Origin of the sequence: Acidovorax sp. M2(2025) (assembly GCF_049330835.1) — a bacterium.
Classification (GTDB): Bacteria; Pseudomonadota; Gammaproteobacteria; order Burkholderiales; family Burkholderiaceae_C; genus Acidovorax.
Genome location: NZ_CP186262.1, coordinates 3554680 through 3570886, shown reverse-complemented (window position 1 = coordinate 3570886; position 16207 = coordinate 3554680). Strand labels below are relative to the sequence as shown.

General features: G+C 68.7%; 15 protein-coding genes. 7 read left to right on the top strand and 8 right to left on the bottom strand.

The annotated features are described in order from the left end of the window. The first annotated feature begins 10 nt into the window (after window positions 1-10). Entirely contained in the window at window positions 11-316 is a 306-nt protein-coding gene (locus ACOYR3_RS16495) for a DUF2818 family protein (RefSeq protein WP_422843409.1), read from the top strand. Between the two features lie 26 nt (window positions 317-342). Beyond that, the gene (locus ACOYR3_RS16490) at window positions 343-861 is read left to right on the top strand and encodes a DUF1178 family protein (RefSeq protein WP_422843408.1); all 519 of its coding nucleotides are present in this window, start codon (window positions 343-345) and stop codon (window positions 859-861) included. Window positions 862-1026: 165 nt separating this feature from the next. Here ACOYR3_RS16490 and ACOYR3_RS16485 read toward each other — a convergent pair whose 3' ends face one another. Beyond that, a complete protein-coding gene (locus ACOYR3_RS16485; protein ID WP_422843407.1) occupies window positions 1027-2832 on the bottom strand; it encodes an ABC transporter transmembrane domain-containing protein in 1806 nt (601 codons plus the stop codon). Window positions 2833-3068: 236 nt separating this feature from the next. Between ACOYR3_RS16485 and ACOYR3_RS16480 the strand changes: the two genes are divergently transcribed. The 5 genes from ACOYR3_RS16480 to ACOYR3_RS16460 all read left to right on the top strand — a co-directional run bounded on the left by ACOYR3_RS16480 (window position 3069) and on the right by ACOYR3_RS16460 (window position 7974). After that, a complete protein-coding gene (locus tag ACOYR3_RS16480; RefSeq protein ID WP_422843406.1) occupies window positions 3069-3842 on the top strand; it encodes an ABC transporter ATP-binding protein in 774 nt (257 codons plus the stop codon). Window positions 3843-3983: 141 nt separating this feature from the next. After that, complete coding sequence (locus tag ACOYR3_RS16475; RefSeq protein ID WP_422843405.1) at window positions 3984-4700, top strand: ABC transporter ATP-binding protein; 717 nt, start codon at window positions 3984-3986, stop codon at window positions 4698-4700. A gap of 60 nt (window positions 4701-4760) precedes the next feature. Beyond that, entirely contained in the window at window positions 4761-5957 is a 1197-nt protein-coding gene (locus ACOYR3_RS16470) for an ABC transporter substrate-binding protein (RefSeq protein WP_422843404.1), read from the top strand. Between the two features lie 114 nt (window positions 5958-6071). Beyond that, window positions 6072-6956 carry a branched-chain amino acid ABC transporter permease gene (locus ACOYR3_RS16465; protein ID WP_422843403.1) on the top strand — a complete coding sequence of 295 codons (885 nt, stop codon included), beginning with the start codon at window positions 6072-6074 and terminating at the stop codon, window positions 6954-6956. A gap of 16 nt (window positions 6957-6972) precedes the next feature. After that, the gene (locus tag ACOYR3_RS16460; RefSeq protein WP_422843402.1) at window positions 6973-7974 is read left to right on the top strand and encodes a branched-chain amino acid ABC transporter permease; all 1002 of its coding nucleotides are present in this window, start codon (window positions 6973-6975) and stop codon (window positions 7972-7974) included. Between the two features lie 11 nt (window positions 7975-7985). Here ACOYR3_RS16460 and ACOYR3_RS16455 read toward each other — a convergent pair whose 3' ends face one another. The 7 genes from ACOYR3_RS16455 to ACOYR3_RS16425 all read right to left on the bottom strand — a co-directional run bounded on the left by ACOYR3_RS16455 (window position 7986) and on the right by ACOYR3_RS16425 (window position 16112). Next, window positions 7986-9197: a lipocalin-like domain-containing protein gene (locus tag ACOYR3_RS16455; protein WP_422843401.1), complete on the bottom strand. Its 1212-nt coding sequence runs from the start codon at window positions 9195-9197 to the stop codon at window positions 7986-7988. A gap of 184 nt (window positions 9198-9381) precedes the next feature. After that, window positions 9382-10476: a PLP-dependent cysteine synthase family protein gene (locus ACOYR3_RS16450; RefSeq protein WP_422843400.1), complete on the bottom strand. Its 1095-nt coding sequence runs from the start codon at window positions 10474-10476 to the stop codon at window positions 9382-9384. Between the two features lie 69 nt (window positions 10477-10545). Next, complete coding sequence (locus ACOYR3_RS16445; protein WP_422843399.1) at window positions 10546-11868, bottom strand: IS4 family transposase; 1323 nt, start codon at window positions 11866-11868, stop codon at window positions 10546-10548. A gap of 132 nt (window positions 11869-12000) precedes the next feature. Beyond that, complete coding sequence (locus ACOYR3_RS16440) at window positions 12001-13077, bottom strand: glycosyltransferase (RefSeq protein WP_422843398.1); 1077 nt, start codon at window positions 13075-13077, stop codon at window positions 12001-12003. A 114-nt stretch (window positions 13078-13191) separates the two neighbouring features. Further along, on the bottom strand, window positions 13192-14271 hold the full coding sequence (locus ACOYR3_RS16435) for a collagen-like protein (protein ID WP_422843397.1): 1080 nt from the start codon (window positions 14269-14271) through the stop codon (window positions 13192-13194). A gap of 125 nt (window positions 14272-14396) precedes the next feature. Continuing rightward, window positions 14397-15284, bottom strand: a complete 888-nt coding sequence (locus tag ACOYR3_RS16430; RefSeq protein WP_422843396.1) for a collagen-like protein — start codon at window positions 15282-15284, stop codon at window positions 14397-14399. 123 nt (window positions 15285-15407) lie between these two features. Continuing rightward, on the bottom strand, window positions 15408-16112 hold the full coding sequence (locus ACOYR3_RS16425) for an IPTL-CTERM sorting domain-containing protein (RefSeq protein ID WP_422843395.1): 705 nt from the start codon (window positions 16110-16112) through the stop codon (window positions 15408-15410). Window positions 16113-16207: the final 95 nt, after the last annotated feature.

Below are 16207 nucleotides of genomic sequence, written 5' to 3'. Positions count from 1 at the left end.
ACTCGCTGCCGTGTCTCTTACAGCGTCCATCTGGCTGGTCATCGTGGCGGCCCTGGTGGCGGCCAACCTGCCGTTCGTCAACCACCGCTGGCTGGTGGTGGGGCCGGTCGCGGCCCCGCGCAAACCCCTGGCCGGGCGGCTGGGGGAGCTGGTGCTGTTCTACCTGCTCGTGGGCGGCCTGGCCCTGCTGCTCGAACGCCGGGCAGGGCAAGTGGCTTCCCAAGGCTGGGAGTTCTACGCCATCACTGCCGCGCTCTTCCTGACGCTGGCCTTCCCCGGGTTTGTGTACCGTTACCTGTTGCGGCGCCACGGCTGAGGACGCGGTGAGGGCAGGGGCTTTCCATGAAGGTGCTTGATCTCCAATGCGGTGGAGGCCACGTCTTTGAAGGCTGGTTTGCGTCCGAGGACGATTTTCAGCAGCAGAAGCAGCGCGGCCTGGTGCAGTGCCCTCTCTGCGCAGACGCGCACATTGAAAAGCGCCTGAGCGCCCCGCGGCTGAACCTGGGCGCGCGGGAACCGGCTGCTGCGGCTCCGTCTGTTGCCCTTTCTTCTTCTGCCCCATCTGCGGCGCCCCGCGCACCCTCTGCCGAGGGAAATAGCCGCCCGGTGGCGGACGCTGGCGGCATGCCCCCGCCCGCACTCCAGGCGGCCTGGCTGGCCCTGGCCCGCAAGATCGTGGCCAGCACCGAGGATGTGGGCGAACGTTTCGCCCAGGAGGCCCGGCGCATGCACCATGGCGAACAGCCCGAGCGCCCGATCCGCGGGCAGGCAACGCCCCAAGAAACCCTGGAGTTGCTGGAGGAGGGCATTGCCGTGCTGCCCCTGCCGCTGCCTGCCGCCGCCAAGGAAACCCTGCAGTAAAGCCAGCGCGGCCTAGCGGGTCGGTGGCATGGGCATCCTCCCAAGACGTCAGCGAAATTTTGGTCTTTTTGGCCTCTGGCGCCCGTCAGTAAAGCGCGGGTAGCTATAAAATATATAGCAAATGAGGCATTCCACGCCAGCGCTTGCAGTGTGCCGGCCCGCCTCCTACGCCGTGAACTGCAGCGCCGCCAGGCGGGCATAGACCCCGCCTCGGGCCAGCAAGGCCGTGTGGGTGCCTTCTTCAACGACACGGCCGTGTTCCAGCACGACAATGCGGTCTGCGTTCTGTACCGTGGCCAGCCGGTGGGCGATGACCAGGGTGGTGCGGCGGCCGGTGTGCCGTTGCATGGCCGAATCGAGGGCGGCCTGCACCATGCGTTCGCTTTCAGCGTCCAGGGCGCTGGTGGCTTCGTCCAGCAGCAGCAGGGGCGGGTCCTTCAGCATGGCCCGCGCAATGGCGATGCGCTGGCGCTGTCCTCCCGACAGGCGCACCCCCCGTTCGCCCAGGAAGGTGGAATAGCCCTCCGGAAGGGCCTGGAGGAAGTCGTGGGCAAAGGCCGCGCGGGCCGCGGCGACGACGTCCTCGTCGCTGGCCTGGGGCCGGCCGTAGCGGATGTTGTCCAGCGCCGACGCCGAGAAGATCACCGCGTCCTGCGGGACCGTGCCCGTGTGGGCGCGCAGCGCTGCCAGGGGCAGCTGGCGCACATCCACCCCGTTGAGGCGGATGGCGCCCCCGGCCGCTCCACCGTCCACGTCGTAAAAGCGCTGCAGCAGCTGGAACACGGTGGTCTTGCCGGCCCCGCTGGCACCCACCAGGGCCACCGTTTCGCCCGGCGCCAGCCGCAGCGAGAAGTCGTGGAGCGCCGCGGTCTCGGGCCGCGACGGGTAGTGGAACGACACCCGGTCGAATTCCACCTCCAGCCCCCGGCCGGACAGCGGCAGTTCCTGCGGTGCGGCCGGGTCGGCCACGGGCGAGGTGCTGGCCAGCAGCTCCATCAGCCGCTCCGTGGCGCCTGCGGCCCGCAGCAGGTCCCCATAGACCTCGCCCAGCACCGCCACCGCACCGGCCAGCAGGATCACGTAAACCACGGTCTGGCCCAGGTGGCCCGCCGTCATCTGGCCTGCCAGCACGGCCTCGGTGCCGCGGTACAGCCCCCACAGCAGCAGCGCCGTGTTGGCCACGATGATGAAGGCCACCAGCAGCGCCCGGGCCCTGGAGCGCTTCACGGCCGTCTGGAACGCGTTGTCGGTGGCTTGCCAGAAGCGGGCGGACTCGCGCGCCTCAGCCGTGTAGCTCTGCACCACCGGCACGGCGTTGAGCACCTCGGCCGCGATGGCGCTGGAATCGGCCACCCGGTCCTGGCTGTCGCGCGACAGGCGCCGCACGCGCCGCCCGATCCACAGCGTGGGCAGCACCACCAGCACGACGGCCAGCAGGACCACCGACATGACGTAGGGGTTGGTCCACACCAGCATGGCCAGCGCCCCCACCCCCATCACGGTATTGCGCAGCCCCATCGACAGGGACGAGCCGACCACCGTCTGCACCAGCGTGGTGTCCGTGGTCAGGCGCGAGAGCACTTCGCCCGTCTGCGTGGTCTCGAAGAATTCAGGGCTTTGCCGCAGTACGTGGGCGTACACGGCATTGCGCAAGTCGGCCGTGACACGCTCGCCCAGCCAGCTCACCATGTAGAAGCGGGCCGCGGAGAACACCCCCAGTGCCACCGCCACGGCGAACAGGGCGCCGAAATGGTTGCGCAGGGCCAGGGCTTGCGCGCCCTTGTCCGCGTGGGACAGGCCCCCGTCCACCAGATTGCGCAGCGCCAGCGGGAAGGCCAGCGTGGCCAGGGCCGCGAGCACCAGGAACAGGCCCGCCAGCGCAATGCGGGCGCGGTAGGGCCGCAGGAAGGGGAGGAGGCCGGTCAGCGACCGGGGCGCTCCACGGGCGGAAGTGCGGGCAGTGGCGTTCATGCGCGCAGTGTAGGAGGAAGGCCCACAGGGCCGCAGCGCGCCGCAGGGGCTGCGCCTCGCCCCCCTCGGGCATGGTCGGCCGGGGGCGTAGGCGTTTATACATAGGCATTAGTCCCAGTACCTGCCGGTACGTGGGCGGGCATACGATGCATTGCGTTCATATCTACTACTGATGCACGCACCGGCGCCCTCCTGCAGGGCATCTTCCCTGGCACCCTACGGAGCAACCCAGGCGCATGAGCGATGTCATTCTTGAAACCCGCAGCCTGACCAAGGAGTTCAAGGGCTTCACGGCGGTCAGCGACGTGAACCTGGCGGTGCGCCGCGGCTCCATCCATGCGCTGATCGGCCCCAACGGGGCAGGCAAGACGACCTGCTTCAACCTGCTGACCAAGTTCCTCACGCCCACCTCGGGGGCCATCCGGTTCAACGGCCACGACATCACGCGCGAACAGCCTGCGCAGATTGCGCGGCGCGGCGTGATCCGGTCGTTCCAGATTTCTGCGGTGTTCCCGCACCTGACGCTGCTGGAGAACGTGCGGCTGGGCCTGCAGCGCAAGCTGGGCACGTCCTTCCACTTCTGGCGCAGCGAGCGCAGCCTGCGGCAGCTGGACGAGCGTGCCATGCAGCTGCTTACCGAAGTGGGCCTGGAAGACCTGGCCGACGAGGTCACCGTGAACCTGCCCTACGGCCGCAAGCGCGCGCTGGAGATCGCCACCACGCTGGCCATGGAGCCCGAACTCATGCTGCTGGATGAGCCCACCCAGGGCATGGGCCACGAGGACGTGGACCGGGTCACGCAGCTCATCAAGAAGGTGTCTGCGGGCCGCACCATTTTGATGGTGGAGCACAACATGAAAGTCGTCTCCACCATTGCAGACCGCATCACCGTGCTGCAGCGCGGGGCCGTGCTGGCCGAAGGGCCGTACGAAGAGGTCTCGAACAATCCGCAGGTCATGGAGGCATACATGGGGACGACGGATGGGCAACTGCAAGGAGCGCATGGATGAACGCCCCCCTGAGTCGCCTCCGGCGCCTTCCCCCCGAAGGGGACGACGCCAGCGGCCTGGCAAAGCCAGTTCCGCGGCGTCTGCTGGCCTGGGCCGTGGCGGCTGCACGCTGCGGGGCCCTGCGTAGCGATGGACATTGAGATGAGTACAAAACACCCCGCGCTGGAAATCACCAATCTCGAAGCCTGGTACGGCGAATCGCACGTGCTGCACGGCGTGGACATCGTCGTGCAGCCCGGCGAGGTGGTCACGCTGCTGGGCCGCAACGGGGCAGGGCGCACCACCACGCTGCGCGCCGTGATGGGCCTGACCGGTGCGCGCAAGGGCTCAGTCAAGATCAACGGCGTGGAAACCGTCCACATGCCCACGCACCGCATTGCCCACCTGGGCGTGGGCTACTGCCCGGAGGAGCGGGGCATCTTCTCCAGCCTGTCGTGCGAGGAAAACCTGCTGCTGCCGCCGGCCCTCAAGACCGGGATGCACGGCATGTCGGTGCAGGAGATCTACGCCATGTTCCCCAACCTGGCCGAGCGAAAGCACAGCCAGGGCACGCGCCTGTCGGGCGGCGAGCAGCAGATGCTGGCCGTGGCCCGCATCCTGCGCACCGGCGCCAACCTGCTGCTGCTGGACGAGATTTCCGAAGGCCTGGCGCCCGTCATCGTGCAGGCACTGGCCCGCATGATCACCATGCTGCGCGAGAAGGGCTACACCATCGTCATGGTGGAGCAGAACTTCCGCTTCGCCGCCCCGCTGGCCGACCGGTTCTACGTGATGGAGCACGGCCGCATCGTCGAAAAGTTCGGCGCCGCCGAGCTGGAACAGAAGATGCCCGTGCTCAACGAATTGCTGGGTGTGTAGCGCGCACCGGCTGCAGTTCTTGCTCCCCCCTATTTTTCCAACCACTACAGGAGACAACCCATGAAGCATCCCTACAAAGTGCTCGCACTGATGCTCGGCGCCGCCGGTCTGGCCACTTCGGCCGCACAGGCGCAAGACAAGGTCAAGATCGGGTTCATCACCGACATGTCCAGTCTGTACGCGGATGTGGAGGGCAAGAACGGTGCGGTGGCCATCCAGATGGCCATCGACGACTTTGGCGGCAAGGCGCTGGGGCAGCCCATCGAACTGATCTCGGCCGACCACCAGAACAAGGCCGACATCGCCGCGTCCAAGGCCCGGGAGTGGATTGACACGCAAGGGGTCACGATGGTCTTCGGCGGCACCAATTCCGGCACCGCCCTGGCCACCGCCAAGGTGGCTGCCGAGAAAAAGCGCGTCTACATCAACAACGGTGCGGCCACCTCGGCGCTGACCAACGAGCAATGCACACCCTACACCGTGCACTATGCCTACGACACCGTTGCCCTGGCCAAGGGAACGGGCGCGGCGATCGTCGATGGCGGCGGCAAGAGCTGGTACTTCCTGACGGCCGACTATGCCTTCGGCCATGCCCTGGAAGCCGACACCAGCACGGTGGTCAAGGCCAAGGGCGGCAACGTGGTGGGCTCGGTGCGCCACCCGCTCAACGCGTCGGACTTCTCGTCGTTCCTGCTGCAGGCGCAGAACTCCAAGGCGCAGATCCTGGGGCTGGCGAACGCCGGGGGCGACACCATCAACTCGATCAAGGCCGCCAAGGAATTCGGCATCGGCAAGAGCATGAAGCTCGCAGGGCTGCTGATCTTCATCAGCGACGTGCACAGCCTGGGCCTGCGCAACACCGAGGGGCTGCAGTTCACCACCAGCTGGTACTGGGACCTGAACGATGAGACGCGCAAGTTTGCGGCGCGGTTCTTCGAGAAGACCAAGCGCATGCCCACGGAAATCCAGGCGGCCGACTATTCCGCCACCATGAACTACCTGAAGGCCGTGGAAGCCGCCAAGTCGGCGGACGCGGACAAGGTGATGGCAGCCTGGCGCGGCATGAAGATGAACGACTTCTTCGGTTCTGGCCAGCTGCGCGCGGACGGCCGCTACGTCCACGACATGTACCTGATGGAAGTGAAGAAGCCTTCGGAGTCCACCAAGCCCTGGGACTACTACAAGCTCGTCAAGAAGCTGCCGGGCGACCAGGTGTTCACCACCAAGGCCGAGAGCAAGTGCCCGCTCTGGAAATGACGCGCAGCGCCGGGCTCCGGTAGCCCCGCAGGCCGCCGCCCTCGGGCGGGCCTGCGCTGCCGGCATCCGGTCTGAACTCTCCCTCTTCTCTTTCCCGTTCGCCGCGGCTTGCCCATGGAAATCTTTGGTGTCTCCCTGCCGGGCCTGTTGAGCCAGCTCCTCCTGGGGCTGGTCAACGGGTCGTTCTACGCCATCCTCAGCCTGGGGCTGGCGGTGATCTTTGGCTTGCTCAACGTCATCAACTTCGCCCACGGGGCGCTGTTCATGACGGGCGCGCTCATCACCTGGATGGCCATGAATTACTTTGGCATCAACTACTGGGTGATGCTGCTGCTGGCGCCCGTGCTCGTCGGGGTGTTCGGGGTGCTGATCGAGCGGCTGCTGCTGCGCTGGATCTACAAGCTCGACCATCTGTACGGCCTGCTGCTGACGCTCGGGCTCACGCTGCTGATCGAAGGCGTGTTCCGGTCCATCTATGGCGTCTCGGGCCTGGGCTATGACACGCCCGAACTGCTCGAGGGCGCGACCAACCTGGGCTTCATGATCCTGCCCAACTACCGCGCCTGGGTGGTCGTGGCGTCGGTGGTGGTGTGCGTCGGCACGTGGTACGTGATCGAGAAGACCAAGCTGGGCGCCTACCTGCGCGCCGGCACCGAGAACCCGCGCCTGGTGGAGGCCTTCGGCATCAACGTGCCCGTCATGGTGACGCTGACCTATGCCTTTGGTGCTGCGCTGGCCGCCTTTGCCGGCGTGCTGGCAGCCCCGGTCTACCAGGTGACGCCGCTCATGGGCCAGAACCTCATCATCGTGGTGTTTGCGGTGGTGGTGATCGGCGGCATGGGCTCCATCATGGGCTCCATCCTCACCGGCCTCGGGCTCGGTGTCATCGAGGGGTTCACCAAGGTGTTCTACCCCGAAGCCTCGTCCACCGTGGTGTTCGTCATCATGGTGATCGTCCTTCTCATTCGCCCCGCCGGCCTGTTCGGCAAAGAGAAATAAGCCAGGGGCCGCCCGCATGAATACCAAGAACATTGCCGCCCTGGGCTACGGCCTGCTGCTGCTGGGCCTGGTGCTGGCCCCCTTCCTGGGTGCCTACCCCGTGTTTGTCATGAAGCTCATGTGCTTTGCACTGTTCGCTTCGGCCTTCAACCTGCTGCTGGGCTACACGGGGCTGCTCTCCTTTGGCCATGCCGCCTTCCTCGGCGGGGCGGCCTACGTGACCGGCCACGCCGTGAAGGTGTGGGGCGTCACCCCCGAAGTGGGCCTGCTGCTGGGCACGGCCGGGGGCGCGCTGCTCGGGCTGCTGTTTGGCTGGCTGGCCATCCGCCGCCAGGGCATCTATTTCTCCATGATCACGCTGGCGCTGGCGCAGATGCTGTTCTTCGCCTGCCTGCAAGCCCCGTTCACCGGCGGCGAGGATGGCCTGCAGGGCGTGCCCCGCGGCAAGCTGTTCGGCGTCCTCGACCTGTCGAACGACCTGGTCATGTACTACGTGGCGCTGGCCGTGGTGGGCCTGGCCTTCCTGCTCATCGTGCGCACCATCCATTCGCCCTTCGGGCAGGTGCTCAAGGGCATCAAGGAAAACGAGCCCCGCGCCATCTCGCTCGGGTACGACACCCACCGCTTCAAGCTGCTGGCGTTTGTCATTTCGGCCGCCCTGGCCGGGCTGGCGGGCTCGCTCAAGACGCTGGTGCTGGGCTTTGCCACCTTGTCCGACGTGCACTGGACGGCGTCCGGCCAGGTCATCCTGATGACGCTGGTGGGCGGCCTGGGCACGCTGTCCGGCCCGTTGATCGGCTCGGCCGTCGTGGTCCTGCTGGAGAACAAGATCGGCGAGTTCGGCAACCTGCTCGCGGCGCTGACGCAGGTGGAGTGGTTCAAGACGCTGGGCGAATCCGTCACCATGGTCACCGGGCTGATTTTCGTGGTGTGCGTGCTGGCGTTCCGCCGCGGCATCATGGGCGAGATCATTGCCTGGCTGGCACGGCGCCGGGGAGGGCGCCCGGCCGGCCACTGATCCGCAGGTTCTCAGAGCCGCAGGGGCTGGGCGTACCCGGTCATCTCCAGGTAACCCCTGCCCACCGGGCGGCCGCCGCCGTCCAGCAGGTCGGACAGGCCTTCCCAGTAGATGGCGCCGGTGGAGGCTTCGCTGTCCAGCTCCTGGCCGTCCAGCAGCGCCCGCACCTGGAAGTGTCCGGCGGGTGTCTGCACCGCCCACTGCACCGGGTACCGGGCGCCGCTGCGCGGACTGGTCCACCAGCGTTCCGGGGTGAACGCCACCGCATCGGCCCCGAAGATCTGCGGCGCCTCCCCGGGGCGGCGCCATGATCCGCCGGCCCACAGGGCGGACCCGTCCCCGCGGCGCAGCCGGAAAGCCGTCAGCGCGCTGCCGTCGTCCAGGTTCATGCCGATCCAGTCCCAGCCCCGGGCGTCCGGGTGCATCAGGGCCTCGCTCCATTCGTGGTCCATCCAGGCGCGGCCCGTGCCGGGCGTGGCCTCCATGCGGCGCCCCTGCACCACCACGCTGCCGGCCACGCGCAGCTGCGGCTGGCTGTAGTAGTAGCTGGCCTGCGCGGCCTCGGGCCCCTTGCGCGACAAGCCCTGCGCCCCCTGCAGCAGGAGGGGCTGGGTGCTCTCGAAGACCAGGTCCAGGCTGAATTGCGTGCCGGCGATGCGCGCCGTGTAGCGGCTGCCCGGCGCCTTCGAGTTCCCAGATGCCCCCGATGTCCCCGATGTCCCGGGGGGCGCGGCGTCCGGAGCATCCGCGCGTTCCAGCTGCCAGTCGTGCAGCCGGATGCGCGTGTCCTCTTCACTGGCTTGCGCTACGCCGAAGCCGGCCCGGGCAATGCGCTGGTCGTGCAGCAGCCGCCGGCCTTGCACGTCCGTGACGGCCGCGTGGGCAAACAGCAGTTGCTTGGCGGCGAACGCGGACTGCAGGTGCTGCGTGCTGTCCACGCGCGAGCGGAAAAAGGTGACCTGAAACCCCCAGGGCCGGCCGTCCGCCTGCAGGTGCCCCGTGATGTACCACCACTCGGTGCGCAGCTCCGGGTGGCTGCCGTGGTCGCGGGGAAAGGCCAGCGCGCGTGCCGGCAGCGCATTGGCGGGGCCCGCCCATCCGCCGGCGCCCGCCAGCCCAGCCAGCACCAGGCCTGCAGGCGCGTTGCCGAGCAGCCATTGGCGGCGCGTGATGCGCGCGAGGCCTGCGAGGCGACCGATGGGGGCGGCGGGAGGGCTTTGCATCACGCGGTTTCCGTGGCTCCTAGGGATGTTCTGCTCGAATCGAGCGGAAAGTGTGCGCTGCGGATCGGGAGGGGCTGCAAGGCGCAAAACGCAGCAATAGCCGCAGCTATTGCGAGGCTTTGCAACGCAGCAGACCGCCCGAGACCGCAGATGCACACGGCGCGACGATTCGTGAAGAGGATCCCTAAGCCATCATCCGGTCGATCTTGTGCTGCGCCGCCGTGCAGTCGCCAAAGCACTGCGCCACCCACTCGGGGTTGAAGTAGGTGGGCAGGTAGCGTTCGCCCGCGTCGCACAGCAAGGACAGGATGGCGCCGCGTTCGCCGCGTTCCCGCATCTGGCACGCCAGCGCGAGCATGGCGACAAAGTTGGTGCCGGTGGACGGGCCGACGCGCCGCCCCAGCAACTGCGACAGTGCCCGCATGGCCGCGACCGATTCGGTATCGGGCACCTCGACCATGCGGTCCACCAGCGTGCGGATGAAGCTGGGCTCCACGCGGGGCCGGCCGATCCCCTCGATGCGTGAACCCGGCGCCGACAGCGTGGCATCGCCCGTGCGGTGGTAGGCGCTGAACACCGATCCCGCCGGGTCGGCCACGCACACCTGCGTGGCATGCCGCTGGTAGCGCAGGTAGCGGCCAATCGTGGCGCTGGTGCCGCCCGTGCCGGCGCCCACCACGATCCAGCGCGGCACGGGATGGCGCTCGCGCGCCATCTGCGTGAACATGCTTTCGGCAATGTTGTTGTTGCCGCGCCAGTCGGTGGCGCGCTCGGCATACGTGAACTGGTCCATGTAGTGCCCGCCTGTTTCCGCGGCGATAGCGCGGGCGGCGTCATAGACCTGCCCAGCGCCATCCACGAAGTGGCAGCGGCCGCCGTGGAACTCGATCTGCGCGATCTTCTCCTCGGACGTGTTGCGCGGCATCACGGCCACGAAGGGCAGGCCCAGCAGCCGCGCAAAGTAGGCCTCGCTCACGGCCGTGGAGCCGCTGGACGCCTCTACCACCGTGGATCCCTCGCGCACCCAGCCATTGCACAGGGAGTACAGGAACAGCGAGCGTGCCAGGCGGTGCTTCAGGCTGCCCGTGGGGTGGGTGGATTCATCCTTCAGGTACAGGTCGATGCCCTGCCCGGCAAACGCCGGTAGCCGCAGGGGAATCAGGTGCGTGTCGGCACTGCGCTGGTAGTCGGCCTCGATGCGGGCGACGGCCTCGTGCAGCCAGGGGGACGAAGAAGGCGCGCCAACGGACGCGCCGGAGTAGGAGGGCTGGTGGTGCATGGGAGGGATTGTCGCAGCCCCGCCCGGCATGCCCTCCGGGCCTTGAACAGGCGCTTAAAGCCATCCCTTTCAAGGTCTTTTCCCGGCAGCCTTCTTAAGCAAGCGAGCGGTAGAGAAGTGGGCGCGAGCGATGGCGCCGCCGACGTAGCCTTTGGCTTGAGCGACCTTGGGCTTGCGTTTGGAGGTGGCCAGTTGTTTGGGGCTCATGAGGCTGGCCAGGCGCAGCAGGCGTTCGAGCAGTCGCCCGACATCGCCGCCGGGGCGAGGCAGTTGCTCGGGTGGCAGCATTCGCAGCATCGTCCCGTAATCGGCCGCGATGTCCACCGCCAGATGGTAGGTGGATACGTCCAGTTCCGGATGGCTTTGGCGATGCGCATGTTCGATGAGTTGTTTGAGCACCGCCAGCACGTTGTACGCCAGCACCGCCACCGCAAATCCCAGCAGCGCCGCACGCGGGTGGCCCAGCGTCTTGATTTCGCTGTTCAGCACGGATTCCAGGCGGCCGAACAGACCTTCAATGCGCCAGCGCTTGCGGTACAGCTGCGCGATGGTGGCTGCGTCGACCTCGGGCGGCAGGTTGCTCCACAGCACGAGGGCCTGGTCGCCGGACTCGGTGGGCGTGTGCAGCGTGAGTTCGATGCGTCGCCACTGCCGCAGGGCTCCTTCGTGGGGTTCGGCCAGCTCGATAGCCTGCTCGCGCACCCCGCCCGTCTCGATGGCGGTGGCCTCGCTCCACGGCCCGCAGCCGCGCAGCCGCGGATGGCGCGCGTGCTCGCGCACGATGCAACCCGCACCGCGCTCGGCCAGCCCTTGCACGATGGCCCGGGTGCAGAAGTGCCGGTCGCCGATCCACACCTGCTGAGCCTGCGCCTGCTCAATCAGCGCCGCCGCGCCCGTGCGCTCGCTCTCGTGGGCGTCCTCGCAGGCCACGATGTCGCACACCAGCGCGCTGTCCGGGTCGTACACCACCAGCGTGTGGCCTGGCAGCGCCGCGCCCCGTAGTCCGCGCAAGGGGCCCAGCCGCTTCTCGCTGGCCGGCAGATGATTGCCGTCGAACACCCGCAACTGCCAGCCCGGCAGGCTTTGCCGCTCGGGCATGCCGCTCACCAACGGCGCCAGACGCCGGGCGCTGCCTTGCACCAGCGCCCGCAGCACGGCAGGCTCGGTGCGCTGGACCTTGGCATACAGTGCGGCCAGCGACACCGGCAGCTGCCGGGCCATCTTGCGCGCGGCCGCATGCAGCGAAGGCCGCAGTCCCAAGGTGACCAGCAGCATCAGCTCCACCACGCTGGAGAACAGCAGCTCCCGGGGGTACTGCCGTTGCCGGTGTGCCTGGAACACTTCGTCTATCCAGCTCGCTGGCAAGGCCTGTTCCAGTGCCAGGTGCGCCATCACCGCGCCCGGTGCCTGCTCCTCAAACCGCTCAATGATTTCCCACCAGATTCTTTGCTCCCAGGTCCCACGATCCCCGTGAAATCAGAAGCTTAGATGATCAAACTCCAAAGACCTTGAAAGGGATGGCGCTTAAAGCCCGTAGAACCCGCGGTTGGCCTCGATGCGCTGCGCGTCGGCCGGCGGGTAGCGGCGGTCCGCCAGCAGGCGCTGGAGCGCGGCGCGGCCCAGGTCGCGGTGCGGCGTGTAGAACGCGCTCACCGCCAGCTCATCCAGGGCGCGCCAGGCATACACCTGCGTATCCACGAAGAGGATGTCCGCCGCGGGCTGGGGAATCTGCGTGGCCTGCAGTGCGAACACCGTGGCCAGCGCGTATTCCGCCCGCTCCCGATGGTAGCGGGCCAGCTCGCACAGGGGTTCGGCGCGCTGCGGCCGGGCGGCGTAGGCGGCCAGGTAGGCTTCGCGGACGGCGGGGGCGGGGGCCTGCCGGCGCTCCTGCAGCACCGCCACCTGGAAGAGGGCGTACCAGCGCTCTTCCTCCCAGCCGCCCATGTCGACGCGGCGCTGGTACCAGGCCAGCGCCTCATCGGTGCGGCCTGCGTCGCGGCAGCTCTGGGCCAGGTAGAACACATTGCGGGTGTTGGCGGGGTCGTCGCGCACCGCCTGCTCCAGCAAGGCCATGTCGCGCAGGTAGGTCTCGGGGTCGCGTGCGCGGGCGCCGTCGTGCGATACGTCGATGACCGGGCCGCGCAATGCCTCCCAGGGGCCGTGCTGCGCCGCGGTGAGGTACTCGTGCAGCACGCCTTCCCAGCGCCAGCGCACGCGCGCCGCCACCAGGGCGTTGCGTTGGTATTCCCAGCCGTCCATGCGGCAGGTCAGCGTGTAGCCATCGGCCGTGAGGCGCGGCCAGGCGAAGCCCCCGGGCACCCGCAGCTGCTCGTCCGCATCGATGAACAGCAGGTAGCCGCCGTACGGGCGCGCCAGCTCCAGGGCCTCGTTGCGGTTGTGCGCAAAGTTCTTCCAGGGCCGCTCGTGCAACGTGCCGGGAACGCCTTGCATGAATTCACGGACGATGTCCTGCGTGCCATCGGTGGACCCGGTATCCACGATGACCCAGTGGTCGATCCAGGGCTTGACCGACGCGAGGCACCGGGCAATGACCGGGGCCTCGTCCTTCACGATCATGTTAAGCCCGATGGGGTGCTGCATGGGAGTTCTCGGGAGCGGTGTCCGTGGCCCGGGGGCACGGCTTGCGGCCGGCTGCCCAAGCAGGCCGGCCTCAGGGGCGGAGCCGCCTTGCGGCGGCGGCTCCGCCGGGCGGGATTACTGGCAATAGACGGTGCTGACGGCCGTGCCTTCAATGGCCGCATTGGAAGGGCTGCTCACCATGAAGCCGCCGGTGTGCGTGGTGCTCATGTGCAGCGCGATCTCGTCGGTGGGCGCGAGCGACACGGCGGCTGCTGCGCTGCAGGTGGCCGCTTGGGTGCCTGCAACCGAGCAGGTCAGGCCGGTGGCGGTGCCGTTCTTGTACAGCGTCACCGTCAGCGGAATTGTCGGCACGGCCGTGTAGTTTCGAACATGCAACTGGGCGTTGCTGCAGCTCGTGAACGCCGGCACCGAGACATTGGTGAACACCGTGGGGTCCACCGCGCAATCCGACCCCGGGGTGAATGAACAGCGCGTGTAGTCCCACAGCCCGCCGCTCACGCCGCCGATGCCGAAGGGGAAGAAAACGGCCGACTCCGACGTGGCGGGCATGACGGCGGCGGTGGAAAAGACAATGCCGCCACCCCCGCTGCCCGCGGGGCCGGTTGCGCCCGTGGCACCTGTCGCACCCGTGGCGCCTGGCGTGCCGGGTACCCCTTGGGGTCCCTGCAGACCTTGCGGGCCCGGAACCGTGCTGTCGGCGCCGGCGGGCCCCACGGAGCCTTGCGGCCCCATGGCGCCGGTGGCTCCCGTGGCTCCGGCGGGGCCCGTGGCACCCGTTGCTCCTGTCGCCCCGGTGGCTCCGGTGCCGGACGCGCCCGTGGCCCCGGTTGGGCCTGTGGCTCCCGCGGGACCGACTGCGCCCGTGGCGCCGGCCGGCCCTGTCGCCCCGGTGGCGCCCGTGGGCCCCGTGGCCCCGGAGCCAATGCCGGCCGCGCACGGCCCCAGACGGCCGGTGGGGCCGTCAAAGCAGGTCAGGCTGGTGTTAGGCGCCGCGGTGCCCAGGCTGGGCATGGTCACTTCGCCGCTGTCCTGCACCCGAAAGCGTTCCGGTGCGCCGCCGGAGCCTTTGACCACAAAACCGCCGCCGCTGGGCACGGTGACGGATACATCGGCGGCCAGGGCCAGCGGAGTGTGCAGGACGTAGGCGGCGCCCAGGGCGAGGCCCAGGCGGCAGATTTGGGTGGCAGGCTTCATGGCGGTAACGAGAGAGTGACGATAGGTGGGACGGTGACGAGAGGAGCACTGCGCCTTCGCAGGGCGCACCTTTTTGGGCGGGGCTCCCTGCGCGGCTTTTCGCTGGGTTCAGGCTCGGGTGCCTCTCACTGGCAAATGGCAAATGCTTCCGCGGACAGGTCGTTGAACACCGAGTACTGGCATGTCCACTGGTCTGCGGCAGACGGATAGCCCCCTTCGAAATAGCTTCCGCCCCGGCCTGCCGTGATGCGGCATCCGCCGGTAACGATGGTTTTTCCCGGGGCGCACGTGGCGGTCAGTTCGACGTCTGCCGTATTCGCCGGCGGCGTATGGTCCGCACTCAACCAGCTGCCAGGGACCGTATAGGTCGTCAGCGTCACGGTGCCAGTACCCGACGCTCCGGTGGCACCGGTCGCGCCCGTCGCCCCGGTGGCGCCGGTCGCACCCGCGGGACCTGGCACGCCCTGTGGGCCCTGAATCCCTTGGGGGCCCATCGGACCGGGTACCGTGCTGTCGGCCCCCGTGGCGCCCGCAGGGCCGGTGGCGCCGATTGCTCCCGTCGCACCGGTGGGGCCCGTGGCGCCAGTGGCGCCGGTTGCGCCTGTCGCCCCGGTGGCTCCGGAGCCGGACGCGCCTGTGGCCCCGGTGGCACCGGTCGGGCCTGTGGCTCCCGCAGGACCGGCTGCGCCCGTGGCGCCGGCCGGCCCTGTCGCCCCGGTGGCGCCCGTGGCCCCGGAGCCGATGCCGGCCGCGCACGGTCCCAGGCGGCCGGTGGGGCCGTCAAAGCAGGTCAGGCTGGTGTTGGGGGCTGCGGTGCCCAGGCTGGGCACGGTCACTTCGCCGCTGTCCTGCACCCGAAAGCGTTCCGGTGCGCCGCCGGAGCCCTTGACCACAAAACCGCCGCCGCTGGGCACGGTGACGGACACATCGGCGGCCAGGGCCCCCGCGGTGTGCAGCAAGGAGGCTGCGCCCAGGGCGGCAGCCAGTCGGAAGGGGCGGGGCAGGCGTGGCATGAAGATCCCTCTCTATTGCTGTTCTTTGCAGGGGGTGGTGCGGCTGCGCCTTCCCCCTTGGTGCGGGCCGGCTGCCGGGCTGTCGCGGAGACAGCCGGTGGCCAGGCCCGGCTTGGCCGGGGCCTAGAGGCGCCGCGAGATCGCCGCGGCGAAGGGGCGGCGTTGCAGGAAGGCCGCGACGCCCATCAGCAAGGCCAGCAGCAGCAGGCTGGTTTCGCCCAGGGTCGGGATGCTGGCGGCCGCTGCGGCTCCACCGATGACGACGGTGCCCGTCACCGTGGTGAAGGTCTGGGTGACCGAGGCGCTGGGGCCCAGGTTGATCACCGCCGTGCCGCCGCCGGAGGAGACGAGCTGGATGTTCTGTCCGGGCGCGCCTTGCAGTGTCAGGGTGCCCAGCACGGTGATGTTGGTGCCAGCGGGGATGACAAAGGTGCGGCCGGAGGTGCTGGACAGGGTCAGGTTCTGGAACACCATGGTGCCCGAGAGTTGGCTGGTGTTGCCCGTGCAGCCGTCGGTGAGGACCACGGAGCCGCTGCCGGCGTTGAACGTGCCGCTGCTGCTCAGGTCGCCGCCCACGGCGAGCACGCCGGAGCCGCCATTGAACTCACCGGAGCCGGCCACGTTGAGGTTGCTGCTGGTGGCGAACTGCCCGTCGCCGATGAGGAGCGAGCCCTCCACCTCCACGGAGGCGCAGCCCATGTCCATGGACCCGCCGCCCGACATGTCCATGGACCCGCCCGCGCCGATGACGAATTGGGCCCAGGCGGGTGCGGCCAGGCCAAGGCACAGCAGGGCGGTGGCGGCCGCTTGGCGAAAGATGGACTTCATGGTTCTCCCTTGTGTTGGTGGGACAGTCGCGGGCGGAGGGCCTGCGGCTGTTCGACGGTTTGGTGTTTTCTGCTGCGCAGGGGGTTGCGACCCCG